13 protein-coding genes are annotated in these 13,390 nt (G+C 67.1%); 5 read left to right on the plus strand and 8 right to left on the minus strand.

Annotated elements, in window-relative coordinates:
* Positions 1-110: 110 nt before the first annotated feature.
* Positions 111-1,586: a phage tail sheath C-terminal domain-containing protein gene (locus JAB4_RS14420; RefSeq protein ID WP_227742157.1), complete on the minus strand. Its 1,476-nt coding sequence runs from the start codon at positions 1,584-1,586 to the stop codon at positions 111-113.
* Between the two features lie 193 nt (positions 1,587-1,779).
* Here JAB4_RS14420 and JAB4_RS14425 point away from each other — a divergent pair, with 193 nt between their 5' ends.
* The 4 genes from JAB4_RS14425 to JAB4_RS14440 all read left to right on the plus strand — a co-directional run bounded on the left by JAB4_RS14425 (position 1,780) and on the right by JAB4_RS14440 (position 5,697).
* Positions 1,780-3,060, plus strand: coding sequence for an arsenic transporter (locus tag JAB4_RS14425; RefSeq protein ID WP_070224316.1), 1,281 nt, complete (start codon positions 1,780-1,782; stop codon positions 3,058-3,060).
* A gap of 45 nt (positions 3,061-3,105) precedes the next feature.
* Positions 3,106-3,735, plus strand: a complete 630-nt coding sequence (locus JAB4_RS14430; protein WP_070224343.1) for an NAD-dependent dehydratase — start codon at positions 3,106-3,108, stop codon at positions 3,733-3,735.
* Between the two features lie 47 nt (positions 3,736-3,782).
* Positions 3,783-4,244: a GNAT family N-acetyltransferase gene (locus tag JAB4_RS14435; protein WP_070224317.1), complete on the plus strand. Its 462-nt coding sequence runs from the start codon at positions 3,783-3,785 to the stop codon at positions 4,242-4,244.
* A gap of 163 nt (positions 4,245-4,407) precedes the next feature.
* Entirely contained in the window at positions 4,408-5,697 is a 1,290-nt protein-coding gene (locus tag JAB4_RS14440) for a nucleotide disphospho-sugar-binding domain-containing protein (protein WP_070224318.1), read from the plus strand.
* Here the strand turns inward: JAB4_RS14440 and JAB4_RS14445 are convergent.
* From JAB4_RS14445 to JAB4_RS14475, 7 genes are all read right to left on the minus strand, one after another.
* Entirely contained in the window at positions 5,694-6,641 is a 948-nt protein-coding gene (locus JAB4_RS14445; protein WP_083287111.1) for a DUF2145 domain-containing protein, read from the minus strand. The genes JAB4_RS14440 and JAB4_RS14445 overlap by 4 nt on opposite strands.
* Positions 6,641-7,072 carry a hypothetical protein gene (locus tag JAB4_RS14450; protein WP_070224319.1) on the minus strand — a complete coding sequence of 144 codons (432 nt, stop codon included), beginning with the start codon at positions 7,070-7,072 and terminating at the stop codon, positions 6,641-6,643. Before JAB4_RS14450 ends, JAB4_RS14445 begins: the two co-directional genes overlap by 1 nt.
* A gap of 92 nt (positions 7,073-7,164) precedes the next feature.
* Positions 7,165-7,962: an HDOD domain-containing protein gene (locus JAB4_RS14455; RefSeq protein WP_227741955.1), complete on the minus strand. Its 798-nt coding sequence runs from the start codon at positions 7,960-7,962 to the stop codon at positions 7,165-7,167.
* A gap of 150 nt (positions 7,963-8,112) precedes the next feature.
* Positions 8,113-9,210, minus strand: coding sequence for an acyl-CoA dehydrogenase (locus JAB4_RS14460; RefSeq protein WP_070224321.1), 1,098 nt, complete (start codon positions 9,208-9,210; stop codon positions 8,113-8,115).
* A gap of 68 nt (positions 9,211-9,278) precedes the next feature.
* Positions 9,279-9,893, minus strand: coding sequence for a glutathione transferase GstA (gene gstA / locus JAB4_RS14465; RefSeq protein ID WP_070224322.1), 615 nt, complete (start codon positions 9,891-9,893; stop codon positions 9,279-9,281).
* Positions 9,894-10,078: 185 nt separating this feature from the next.
* Complete coding sequence (locus JAB4_RS14470) at positions 10,079-10,798, minus strand: SDR family oxidoreductase (protein ID WP_070224323.1); 720 nt, start codon at positions 10,796-10,798, stop codon at positions 10,079-10,081.
* Between the two features lie 60 nt (positions 10,799-10,858).
* Positions 10,859-11,722, minus strand: coding sequence for a LysR substrate-binding domain-containing protein (locus JAB4_RS14475; RefSeq protein WP_070224324.1), 864 nt, complete (start codon positions 11,720-11,722; stop codon positions 10,859-10,861).
* 123 nt (positions 11,723-11,845) lie between these two features.
* Here JAB4_RS14475 and JAB4_RS14480 point away from each other — a divergent pair, with 123 nt between their 5' ends.
* Entirely contained in the window at positions 11,846-13,381 is a 1,536-nt protein-coding gene (locus JAB4_RS14480; RefSeq protein WP_227741956.1) for an MFS transporter, read from the plus strand.
* Positions 13,382-13,390: the final 9 nt, after the last annotated feature.

A 13,390-nucleotide genomic window follows, 5' to 3' on the forward strand; every position in this document is an offset into this window, starting at 1 on the left:
ACCGGACGGCATGTCGTCGGGATGGCTTTCCAGCTCGATTTCGCTGACTGACAGATATCGCCATCGCCCTCAAGTGAGCGGGGTAAGCCCGGCAGGCTGCACCCGTTGCCTCACGACTTCTGCATTTGCTGCTGGAAGGTGAGTTCGATGAACTCGTCCGGGCGGCTGATGGCGACCAGGACGGTGACCCGCAAGATGCCTTCCAGGATGTCGTCGGGCGTCATGGTTTCACCCAGGCCGACGTGTACGCTGAAGGCATCGTCCGGTGTGGCGCCCGCCAGGCCGCCGCGCTTCCAGATGCCGGTCAGGAAGTTAAGGGCCATGCTCTTGATCGTGAGCCAGGTGCTGGCCACGTTCGGCTCGAACACATACGCCTTGATCGCCAGGCGCAGCGACTCCTCGAGCATGATCATGGTGCGGCGCACGTTGATGTAGCGCCAGTCGAGGCTGTTGCCGTCGAGGGTGCGCGCGCTCCACACCAGGGTGCCTTCGCCTTCGAAGCTGCGGATGGCGTTGACCGACTTGCCGCTGCTGCTCACGTTGAGGTCTTCCTGGTCCTCGTGCGTGATGTTGACGGCCGGCGCGCTCACTGCCACCAGGCCGATGTTGGCCGGCGCCTTCCACACGCCGCGCGCGTTGTCAGTCATGGTGTACAGGCCTGCCATCGCGGCGCCTGGCGGCAGCAGATTGAGTTGGCCGTGCATGGCCAGCAGTAGTTGCCGGTACAGGGGACTCACGTCGCGCAGTGCACGATCGATGGCGGCGATGCGGCCGGCCTGACCGTTTTCTGAAGACTGCGCGATGGCCATTTGCTCGAACAGGGCCGACACTTGCCGCTGCCCGCCGGCGTCCAGCGGCTGCAGCAGCACGTCTTGCAGCGCACCCCACTGGCTACGGCGGATGTGGGTGAAATTGAGTTCCTCCAGCGAAACGACCGTGGCCTGTACCCACGGATAGTAGGCGGCGCCAAAGGCCAGCGAGTCGCTGCCGATAGCATCCCGGAAAGCGGTCACGGGTCCATCCGTCAACGGCGCCGTGCCATGGTGGATGTCGAGGATGGCGAAGCGGTTCCGCATCTGTTGGCCGCAATGCATGAGCATGTGCCGTTGCAGCGCATGGCAGTCGTCCAACGCCAGCAGCATGGCGTCGGGCACGGCCAGCAGCGTCGCGCCCGGCTCCCGCAGCAGCGCATCGATGCCGGCGCACAATGCGCCGATGTCCGGCGTGTCATGATAATCGCCGACGGAGACGATATGGCAGGCGCCGCCGCCATTCATGAAGAAGAGCAGTATGCTGTGATACAGCAGGAACCGGCCGGCGGCCTGGCGCAGCGTGCACGACGCGCCAGCCGCGCGGCCCGCCTCCAGCATGAATTCGGGCACGGGCGCGCCGCCGAAGCAGGCTTCAAATTCCGCCATCGAGCTGATGCGCGACGGCTGCTTGCGCAGGGACCGGCCGTCGTGGCTGGCGCTGGCGGTGTAGCCGACAAAGCCCGGCACGGCCGTCGCCACTTCGACGACGGCATTGGGAAACGCGTTTTGTTCCACGATATACACGCCGGGAGTCTTGTATTGCGCCATGTGCATGCTTTCCTGGTTGGTCAGAGGGAGCGGGGCTGCATCGGGTCACGCATCTGGTCACGCATCGGGCCACGCATTGGGCCAGTATAGCCAGTGATAGCACGGGCATGGGCATTTCTCGCTTTACATTTATTTGATAATTCCAGTATTATTGAAATATTGAATATTTATTCGCGCTTTTTCCTGGACCACTGCCCCCATGCTCACCGCCTTCCTGATCTTTCTCGCCACCTTAACCCTTGTCATCTGGCAGCCGCGCGGCCTGGGCATCGGCTGGAGCGCCGTTATCGGCGCTGGCGTCGCCTTGCTGGCCGGCGTGATCCACTGGGGCGACATCCCCGTCGTCTGGCATATCGTGTGGAACGCCACCGGCACGTTTGTTGCCGTGATCATCATCAGCCTGCTGCTGGACGCGGCCGGCTTCTTCGAGTGGGCGGCGCTGCACGTGGCGCGCTGGGGCGGCGGCAGCGGGCGCAAGTTGTTTACCTTGCTGGTCTTGCTGGGTGCGCTGGTGTCCGCCGTGTTCGCCAACGACGGCGCCGCGCTGATATTGACGCCCATCGTCATCGCCATGCTGCGGGCATTGAAGTTTTCCGCCAAAGCCACCCTGGCCTACGTGATGGCGGCCGGTTTCATCGCCGACACGGCCAGCCTGCCGCTGGTGGTGTCGAATCTGGTCAATATCGTCTCGGCCGACTATTTCAAGATCGGCTTTGCCGAGTACGCGTCCGTGATGGTGCCCGTCAACGTCGTCGCCGTGGGCGCCACCTTGGCGGCCTTGCTGATCTTTTTCCGCCAGGATATCCCGTGCGACTATGACGTGGCGCAGCTGAAGCGCCCGGGCGCCGCCATCCGCGACTTGCCCACCTTCCGCGCCGGCTGGCTGGTGCTGGCGCTGCTGCTGGTAGGATTTTTTTCGCAAGAAGCCCTGGGCGTGCCCATCAGCCTGATCGCCGCCGTCGGAGCCGCGCTGCTGCTGGGCGTGGCGGGCAAGGGGCACGTGATTTCCACGCGCCACGTGCTGCGCCATGCGCCATGGCAAATCGTCGTTTTTTCGCTGGGCATGTATCTGGTCGTGTACGGCTTGCGCAACGCGGGCTTGACGGCGTACCTGACGGGACTGCTGAACCATAGTGCCCAGTACGGCGTGTGGGGCGCGGCCATGGGCACGGGCGTATTGACGGCCTTGTTGTCGTCCGTGATGAATAACCTGCCGACGGTGCTGGTGGGCGCGCTGGCCATCGACCCGACGACGGCGCAGGGCGCCGTGCGCGAAGCGATGATTTACGCGAACGTCATCGGCAGCGACCTGGGACCGAAGATCACGCCCATCGGCAGCCTGGCTACCTTGCTGTGGCTGCATGTGCTCGACAGCAAGAATATCCACATTTCCTGGGGATATTACTTCCGCGTCGGCATCGTGCTGACCGTGCCCGTGCTGCTGGCGACCCTGGCGGCGCTGGCGCTGCGCCTGTCCTGAGTTCCGTGTATGGTGGTGGCTGACAGCAACTTTAACGGGAAAGCCATGAAATTATTGCTTGTGGGCGCCACCGGCCTCGTGGGCCGCGAAGTGCTGCGCCTGGCGCTCAGTGACGCGCGCGTCAGCCAGGTCGTCGCCCCCGTGCGCAAGCCCTTGCCCGCGCATCCCAAACTCGATGCGCCGCTCGTCGATTTCGACCGCTTGCCGCCCGGCGCGCCGTGGTGGCAGATGGATGCCGTCATCTGCACCCTGGGCACGACCATGAAGGTGGCCGGTACGCGGCAAGCATTTTCGCGCGTGGACCACGACTATCCGCTGGCCGTGGCGCGCCTGGCGCTGGCGGCCGGCACGCGCGCGTACGCGCTCAATTCCGCCGCCGGCGCCAATCCCGGCTCGCGCATCTTCTACAACCGCGTCAAGGGCGAACTGGAACGCGACCTGGAGCAGCTGGGCTTCATGTCGCTCACCTGCGTGCGGCCCGGGCTGATCGGCGGCGAGCGCGCCGTGGCGCGCACGGGCGAGGGCGCCGCCTTGCGCCTGCTGCGCGTGCTGGGCCCCGTGCTGCCGCGCCGCTGGCGCATCAATCCCGCGCCGCACATCGCCGGCGCCCTGCTGGAAGCGGCGCTGGCCGCCGCGCCGGGCGTGCATGTCGTCGGTTCGGAACAGCTGGCCTGAACGCGCAGCCCGTATAATCGGCGTTCATGTTCTTTTGAGTACGCAAAATGCAAACAGTACGTCCTTACCGCGCCGGCGACCGCGACGCCTGCCTGGCTCTTTTCGACGGCAATACGCCGCGCTTTTTCGACCCGTCCGAGCGCGCGGCCTTCGTCGCCTGGCTGGAAGCATCAACGCAGCCGTATCTGGTCATCGAACGTGAGGTCGAGGGAACAACGCGCATCGTCGCCTGCGGCGGCCATGCCATCGAGGCGGGCGGCACGGTCGCCAGCCTGTGCTGGGGCATGGTGGCGCAGGACGTGCACGGCCAGGGACTGGGCCGCGCGCTGACGCAGGCGCGCCTGGACGCCATCCGCGCCGCGCCGCAAGTGGCCGGGGTGAGCATGAACACCAGCCAGCACACGCAGGGCTTTTATGCGCGCTTCGGCTTCGTGCCGGTCAAGGTGACGTCCGATGGCTTCGGACCCGGCATCGACCAGTGGGACATGATGTTGCAACTGCCGGCGTAGCCATTGCAGACAGCCATGGCGTCAAGTGGTGCTCAGATATTGATTGAAATGCCAACCTTCATCGCCTACCATCGTTGGATGTTTCAACTAGGAAAGATTCCCATGCAACCTACGTTCTTGTCCGATTTTGCACCGCACAGCTTCGCCAGACACGGAGGCCACCATGGCGGATGACCGCCACCCGACGGCGCCGCTCGTCATCGTCGCCAGCAACGGCACCGGCGGCGACATGCAACCGTTTATCGCGCTGGCGCAGGGCTTGCGGCAACGGGGGCGGCGCGTGCTGCTGCTGGTGCCGGGCTGGCAGGAAGCGGCTGCGCAGGCGTCAAGGCTGTCGTATCGCACCTTCGGCACGCAGGAAGAGGGGCAGGCCATGCTGGGCGACCCGGGCCTGTGGGATGAGCGCAAGGGCTGGGGCGTCGTGTGGCGCGGCCTCGTGCCGTACCTGGGCGCCGTGCGCGACGTCGTGCAAGGCTTGCCGGACGGTGAAGAGTGCGTGGTGCTGTGCCATCCCTTCCTCGTGCCGATGGCCGCCCTGGCACGCTCGGTACGCCCGGACCTGCGCATCGTCGCGGCCTATCTGGCGCCATCGAACCTGTGCAGCAGCCATGATTTCCTGGCGGCCGGCTCGCTGCGCATTCCCGCCTGGGTGCCGCTCGCCTGGCGCCAGGCCCTGTGGCGGATGATCCACCGCGGCATGGTCGACCCGGTGCTGCTGCCTGGCCTGAACGGCGCGCGCGCGCAGCACGGACTGCCGCCCGAAGCGCATTTTTTTGCGCACATGCTGGCCGCGCCCGATGCCTCGCTGGGGCTGTTTCCCGCCTGGTTCGCCGCCCCGCAGGCGGACTGGCCGCCGCATTTCGTGCAAGCCGGTTTCTCCGGCGCCGCCCCGCATGGCGCCGCGGCGCTGCCGCCGGAGCTGGAACGCTTTCTGGGCGAGGGCGAGCCGCCCATCGTCTTTACGCCCGGGACCGGGCACCAGCACGCGCAGCGCTATTTCAGCATCGCCCTGGACGTGTTGCGGCGGCTGGGGCGGCGCGGCTTGTTCCTCACGTCCCATGCGGCGCAGGTGCCGCAGCACTTGCCCCCCAGTGTCATGTGGCAGGCGTACGCGCCGTTCGCGGCCCTGCTGCCGCGCGTGGCGGCCGTGGTGCACCATGGCGGCATCGGCACCAGCGCGGATGCCTTCCGCGCGGGCATCCCGCAACTGATCGTGCCGTTCGCCTACGACCAGTTCGACAACGGCTGGCGGATCAAGCGGCTCGGCGTGGGGGATGTCTTGCTGGCCAGGCGTTTGTCGGCCGGGCGCATGCGGCGCCAGCTGGCGCGTTTGCTGGCCGCGCCCGAGGTTCAATTGGCGTGCGGCGAGGTGGCCCGCCGGATGGGGCAGGGGCCGCAGCCGGCGCACCTGCTCGATCAGGTCGAAGCGGCGTTGGCCGCCCGGACTGCTTAGGGCGTGTTGTGCGGCGTATCGTCGAGGGCGATGACGCGGTCGTTCGGGCCGGGCACGCAGCCGTCGGCGACCGGTTCCCAGCCCCGGTGCACCACCACCTGTTTGCCATCGTGGCAGATTTCCACGCGCTCGCTGGCGGGCAGGCGCTGGCGCGCGAACGCTTCCAGGCTGGCCGGCAGGCTCACTGCCAGCCGCATCGTGCCGATGGCTTCGGGCGGATGGTCGTCCATGTGCACCAGGGGCACGAAGATGGAACCGAGCATCAGCCAGCGGGCGCCCACGTCGACGGCGGCGGGGTTGTAAGGCGCGGCGCGCAGCCAGTCCTGGGCCCGCGCGCGCAAGTCGCTGCCCGCGGCCAGCTCCCCCCAGGCGGCGGCCAGCATTTCCGCCACCCACTGATTGCAGTTCTGGTATTTCAAATTGAAGGCATACGCGTTGGCGCTGTAGCGGCCTGCCAGCAGTTCTTGCACGCGCACGGGGTCGAGCAGGGCGCGGCGCAGGGGCGGCACGGTTTCGGCCGGCAGTTTCACGAGCGAGATGTAGCCGAGCGATGGATTGGCCGTGCCCATGGCGAAACCGGCCGTGCCCTGGTCGAAGATGCGCGGACGGCCCTCGTCGCAGGCGTAGTACAGCTGGCGGGCGGACCAGCCGCTGTCGTTGTCGTGGCGCCAGGCCAGCGCCGCGTGCGAATAGCGGATGCCGAAGCGGGCCAGGTCCAGGCCGGAGCGGCTGATCAGGGCCACGCTGCCTTCGCTGGCGGCCAGTTCCTCGCGCACGACGGCGGCAAAGCGCAGCAGCCGGTCCTGTTCCGTGGCCGTGAGTTCCTGCGCGCGGTCGCAAAAGCGCGACGAGGCCAGCGAGGTACCCGCCTGGGCGGCGCCAGCGCTGAAGATGGCGCAAACGCCCAGCAGCAGCAGTGCCGGGCGGTGCGGGAGAAAACGAATCAAAGGCTGACGGGACGCGTGGCCAGTTCGCCGTACCAGTCGTCGGCCAGCACGAGGAAGAAGGCGGCGCGCGTGTCGTTGCGCGAGAATTCGATGCCGTAGGCGCGGTTTTGCGCATGCACCATGTCGCCTTGCGCCAGCTGCTGTTTGTCGAGCGCCGCCTGCGGCAAGTCCAGCACCAGCGGCGTGGCTGTGGCCTCGGCCTGCATGGTCAAGCGCGTCATGCCGTCGCGGCCCGGCACGGCGGCCACGTCGATGATGCGGTAGGGGCCATTGGCCACCTTGTTGTCGCGCGAGGAGCTGTTGCTCGAACCGTTGAGCGAATCGGATATGCTGCCGCTCGACTGGGAGCCGGCGCTGGAGGCCGAGGAAACGAAACTGTCGGCGTTGGCGTTGCACGCCATGGTCAGAGCTGCGGCCAGGCCGAGCATGCGTAGGGAGGTAGTCAAGGCAGTTTTCCAGTGCACGTCAATGAAAGCGGGCCGGGTCCGTCCGGGCCTGCGCCATCATAGCAGATCGGCCGTCAGCTGAGCAGCACCTTGATCAGGGCCTTCGCTTCGGCCGACGGCTGCGTGCGCAGCGCCTGCAGCACGGGGTCGTGCTCCAGGTAGGCCTGCAGCGGCGCGCTGATGGTGACGTAAGCCTGCGGCAGCGGCGAAGGCACGGGCGCCAGCGCCTTGGCCAGCAGCAGGGTGTCGCGCAAGCCTTCGGGCGGCAACATGATGGTCGAGCCGGGCAAGGCGTTGACGGCATCGGCCACCGACAGCGGCACGCCCAGCTGGCGCATCAGCGCGCGGCCGATCACTTCCAGCGTGGAGGCCATCTGCGTTTCCAGCTCGGCGTACAGGCCCGGGGTCTTGTCGGCCTGGGCCAGCAAATAAAATCCGGCTACTTCATGCACGATACCGGCGAACAGCGCCGTATCGGCATCCGTCTGCGTGACGGCGCCTGCCAGCGCATGCGCCAGCGCCGCCACATGCACTGTGTGCGCCCACAGCTGGGTGGCGCGGGCGCGCAAGGCTTCGTCGCGGATGCCCGCGTTCAGCTGGCGGATGACGGCCGCCGTCGCCAGCGCATACAGGTTGCGGTGGCCCAGCCGCTCGACGGCGGCGCGCACGCTGGTGATGGCGGGCGTGTGGCCGGACGCGAACATGGCCGAATTGGCCAGCGCCACGGCGCGCGCCGACAAGGTGGGTTCGCACAGCAGCAGCCGGCTGATGTCGGCCGAGTGGCAATCCGGGTTGGCCAGTTCCTTTTGCAGGAGCAGGGCCGTGTTGATACTGGTGGGAAAGGCCAGGGTTTCCGTTTCGGCGCTGGCCAAAAGTTGCGCAAGGCTGCTGAGCGTGTTGACGTGCATGGATAAGAGGGAGCGAGAAGTAGCAATGTCCCCATATTATCAGGCAATCCGGCTGGCATGGCGTTCGCATGCCCAACCGGCCATGCCCGCCATCGGGAGCTGCGTTCCAGCGCCTTATGGCAGCAGCAAGGAGTGCTGGCTGGCCGTATGGAAATCGCGCCACACGCGGTTGATGGCGCTGTCTTCGCGGGCCGCGTACAGGCCGCAGTATGGATACAGGCCGTCGACTGCCGCGCGGCAGGCGGCGACCAGGGCCAGCGCACGCTCTTGCACGGCCTGCATGGCGTCCGCATCGAGCGTTGCGCCGGCGGCCACCGTTGCCCAGCTGTCATCGAGCACGGCATAAAAGCGCGCGCGGGCGGCGATGAATGCGTCTTGCTTGTCTTGCAACATGGATATTACTTCCGGCACCTCCAGCAGCGGCAGGCCGGCGCGCGCGTGGCGGCGGTGGCGCATGCATTCTTCGGCCAATTCCATGAAATGCGCGGCCATGCCGGCCACGTTGGCGGCCAGGGTCACGTAGGCGAGCGAATAAAACGGGTAGCGGTACAGGGGGCCGTCGGCCGTCGCGGCTGCGGGACTGATGGTGAAACCGTGTTCCTTGCCGAGCCACTGGCCGTCGATGCGGTAGCTGTGCGAGGCGCTGGCGCGCATGCCGATGCAGTTCCACGAGGGCACCAGCCGCACCAGCGCGGCGGGCACGAGAAAGGCGCGGATGCGCGGCTGGCCTTGTTCGTCGAGCAGGGGCTGGCCAGCGCGCCGCAGCCGGGCGTTCAGGGTGAAGTGGGTGGCCATGGGCGCGCCGCTGGCGTAGTCCCAGCTGCCCGTGATGCGGTAGCCGTCGCCTTCTTCCTCCGCGTCCCCGGTGGCCGCGCCGCTGCCGCCCAGGCAGGCGCGCGGCGTGCCGATGATGGCGCGCGCCATGTCGGGCGCCAGAAAGCCCGCGAACCAGCCGGCGCCCGCGCACAGGGTCAGCACCCAGCCCATGCTGCCGTCGACGGCGGCCACGGCTTCTTCCAGGCGCACCACTTGTGGCAGGGGCAGTTCGGCGCCGCCCGCGCTGCGCGGCGCCAGCATCGTCAGCCAGCCGCGCCGGTGCAGCAAGGCTTGCTGCACTGGATGCAGCAAGCGGGCGGTATCGGCCGCCTGGGCGTGGCGCGCGATGCGGCGCGCGTCGCGCTCGGAAAGAGTAGTAATGGCAGCGTGCGGCATGGGCAAAGTCCGGCAATGGCGAAGGCGGGCATTTTCGCACAGAGCCGGGCGTGCCGCGACACGGCCGTTCAAGCGGCCTTGCTCAATCCTTCCGCTTCCCAAGCAGCCTTGACGCTGTCGCGCTGGGACACTCGGCCCAGGAAGGCTTGCAGATTTGCCAGCGCGGACAAGTCCACGCCCACGTTCGGCGCCCAGCCCGTGATGACGAACAGGTAGGCGTCGGCGACCGTGAACGTGGCGCCGGTCAGATAGGACCGGCCTTCCAGGCGGCTGTCCACCCACTTGAATTTTTTGCCCAATTGCTCGATGAACAAGGCCTTGGTGGCGGCATCGAAGCGGGGATCGAACAGGGGACTGAACGATTTGTGCAGCTCGGACGTGATGTAGTTCTGCCATTCCAGCACCTGGTAGCGGGCCAGGCTGCCCACGGGCGGCAGCAGGTCCTGCCTGCCGGCCTGTTCGGCGATGTACTGGGCGATGACGGGGCCTTCGCTCAAGGTCGTCCCATCGTCGAGCGCCAGCAGCGGCACCTGGCCTTTCGGGTTGAGTTCATAGTAATTGCCGCCTTCCTGCGTGCGGTGCTGGCCCAGGTCGACCTTGGCCAGGGTGAATGGCATGCCCGTTTCGCGCAAAATAATGTGCGGTGCTTGCGAGCAGGCGCCCGGCGAGTAAAAGAGTTTCATGGCGATCCTATCCTCGAACAGGTTGGGAAGACGCCACTATAGTCCTGCGGGAGCCGCCGGTAAATGCGTGTTCGTGCGGTGGCTGGTCACGCCCGGCGAACGATTGCGCTGGCTCAAAGCCCGGGATAGCGCAAGGGGGCAAGCAGCAAGAAAAACGCGCACGCCATGCTGCTGGTGCGGATGGCTCACGCGCGCCCGCCGAGGCTGCCTCCGCCATCCACTGCCAAGACCTGGCCTGTCACGTAACTGGCTTGCTCCGATAGCAGGAAGCCGGCGGCGGCAGCGACTTCATCCGGCTGTCCCAGCCGCCGCATCGGTATCGTGGCAAGCACCTGGCGTTCCATTTCGCTGCCGACGGGGCGCGTCTTGCGGAACAGCGCCGTTTCCACGGGGCCTGGGGCGATTGCATTGACCGTCACGCCGTACTGGGCCAACTCCAGCGCCCAGGTTCTCGTGCAGCCGACCAGGGCGCTTTTGGCGGCGGAATAGGCGGTGCGGTCTACGCTGCCGTAGACTGCGCGGCTGCAGATATTCACGATGCGGCCATAGCGGCGCTGCTTCATCGCATCCACGAACTGCTGTGTCACCTGGATGGCGGCGCGCACGTTCAGGTCGAACACGCTCTGCAAGGTGGCAAAGTCGATTTGACCCAGCGGCTGGGGCGAGGCAATGCCCGCATTGTTGACGATGCCATCGATATCAAACTGTTTTTCCAGCGCCTTGAGAACCTGCGCCGTCTGCGCCAGATCGGCCAGATCGCAGGCCACCAAGGTGCCCGGAAAGTCGACGCCCGCAACGTGCCGCGCGATGCCGATCACCCGATGGCCTTGCTGATGCAGCAGGGTGCAGATGGCATGGCCGATGCCGCGTGTCGCGCCGGTGACGAGGAAAGTACGAGATGTCATGGGGAGGAGGTCCTTTGGCCTGGAAATGTCTGCCTGCGAAGGCTACACTTTTTTGCAAAGTCACGTCGCCGCAGCGGCCGACCATTCGCGCAGCAATTGCCCGAACGCTTCGGCCGCCGCCGTGCTGCCGGCGGCGCGCCAGACGAGCTGGAACTGGGCAGCGGGCAAGGCGGGCAAGCCATGCTGGCCATCGATGACGACCATGCCCGCTTCCAGGTCGCCTTGCGGCAGGGCCGTGACGGCCAGCCCAGCCAGCACGGCGGCGCGTAGTCCCTGCTGGCTGGGCGAGGTGAACGCCACGCGCCAGTCGAGCCCGGCGCCATCGAGGGCGTCGACGCCCACTTGCCGGTGCAGGCACGGCGCCGGTGAAAACGCCAACGGCAGGGGCAGCGCGCCGTCGTGGTGGTGGAAATCGTGCGCCGCGGCCCAGACGAAGCGCGTGCGGCGCAGCACGGCCGTCTCATCGCCGCTATCGGCCGGGGCCATGACGACGGCCAGGTCCAGCGCATCGGCGGCGACGAGTTGCTGCAAGTCAAGATAGGTGCCCACCGTGACATCGAGCCGCACGGCGGGAAACAGGTGCGCGAATTGCGCCAGCAGGGCGGGCAGGCGCGCGCCCATGAAATTTTCCGGCACGCCAAAGCGCACGGCGCCCGCGATCGAGGAACGCTGGAAGCGCCGCGACAGGGCATCCTGGGCCGCCAGGATCTGCCGCGCGTGGCGCAGAAAATCCTCGCCGTCTTCCGTCAGGCGCAGGCTGCGCGTCGTGCGCTGCAGCAGCGCCGTGCCAGCCTGCTGTTCCAGGCGGCGGATCTGGTGGCTGACGGCGGACTGGCTCAGGTGCAGCCGTTCGGCGGCGCGTGTAAAGCCGCCCGTGTCCGCTACGGCAAGCAAAGCGCGCAGCAGGGCGGTATCGAAGTCCATGGCGTCTAGTTCCTGTGATTCATGATGAAAATGAATGAATTGTACAAAATTTTATCATTTCCCTCATGAGTCGAGGCTTTCTAGAATGGCGGCTCGCGGTGCGCCGTCCCCACGCGCGCCTCCATGACTACCGACATCAAGGCTTCGATGCACCTGACTACTTCGCAACAAAATACACTGACCCTGGCCGCCGTCTGCCTGGCCTCGCTCATGTTCGGCCTGGAAATTTCCAGCGTGCCCGTCATCCTGCCCACCCTGGAAACGCTGCTGCATGGCGACTTCAAGGATTTGCAGTGGATCATGAACGCCTACACGCTGGCTTGCACCACGGTGCTGATGGCCACGGGCACCCTGGCCGACCGCTACGGCCGCAAGCGCTTGCTGCTCGCCAGTCTGGCGCTGTTCGGCGTCAGTTCACTGGTCTGCGGCTGGGCCGGCAGCACGGGTGTGCTGATCGCCGCGCGCGCGCTGCAGGGCGCGGCCGGCGGCGCCATGCTGATCTGCCAGGTGGCCGTGCTGTCGCGGCAGTTCCCGGCCGGCGCCGCGCGCGGCAGGGCGTTTGGTGCCTGGGGCATCGTCTTTGGCATCGGCCTGGGTTTTGGCCCCATCATCGGCGCGGCCATCGTCGCGCTGTCAAACTGGCAATGGGTATTTCTCGTGCACGGGCCGCTGGCCGTCGTCGCGCTGCTGCTGGCGGGCCTGGGCGTGACGGAATCGCGTGACCCGCAGCGGCGCAATCTGGACGTGGCGGGCATCGCCACCTTGTCGCTGGGCGTGTTCAGCCTGGCCTGGTGCATCACGCAGGGGCCGGCGCTGGGTGTCACGGACCCGCGCACCGTGGGCAGCCTGGCCGTGGCGCTCGTCAGCCTGGTGCTGTTTGCCGCCATCGAACGGCGCCAGCCCGAACCGATGGTCGATTTTGCCGTCTTCCGCATCCGCCGCTTCTCGGGCGCCTTGCTCGGCTCGGCGGGCATGAACTGCAGTTTCTGGCCGTTCATGATCTATCTGCCCCTGTACGTGCAGCATGGCCTCGGCTACAGCAGCCTGGGCACGGGCCTGACCCTGCTGGCCTACACCTTGCCCACCTTGCTCATGCCGCCGCTGGCCGAGCGGCTGGCGCTGCGCTACCGCGCCGACCTGGTGATCCCTGCCGGCATGCTGGCCATCGGCGCGGGTTTCCTGTTGATGCTGTGGGGCAGCCATGCGGACGCCGCCAGCTGGCTGACGATCCTGCCCGGCTGCCTCCTGGCGGGCACGGGCCTGGGCTTGACGAATACGCCCGTCACCAATACGACGACGGGCGCCGTGTCCGGCGAACGGGCCGGCATGGCGTCCAGCATCGACATCAGCGCGCGCATGGTCAGCCTGTCCATCAATATCGCGCTGATGGGTTTTATTCTCGTCGAAGGCATCCAGTCCGCCTTGCGGCCCCGTCTGCCTGGCGGACTGGACGCGGCCACCGTGCGCGCCATGGCTGAGGACTTGTCGGCAGGCAAGGGTGCCGGCGCGCTGCCGGCCGGCGTGGCCCAGCTTGCGCTGGCGCAAGGCTTTGGCGCCGTGATGCTGTACGGCGGCGTGGCCGCCTGCCTGTTCGCCGTGGCCAGCTGGCTGGTGTTTGGCGCCGGGAGGGTGAGTGCGCCAAGTGCGGGAAGGCTATAATCGGGGCAC

It is taken from the genome of Janthinobacterium sp. HH102, from assembly GCF_001758625.2.
Lineage (GTDB): Bacteria > Pseudomonadota > Gammaproteobacteria > Burkholderiales > Burkholderiaceae_D > Janthinobacterium.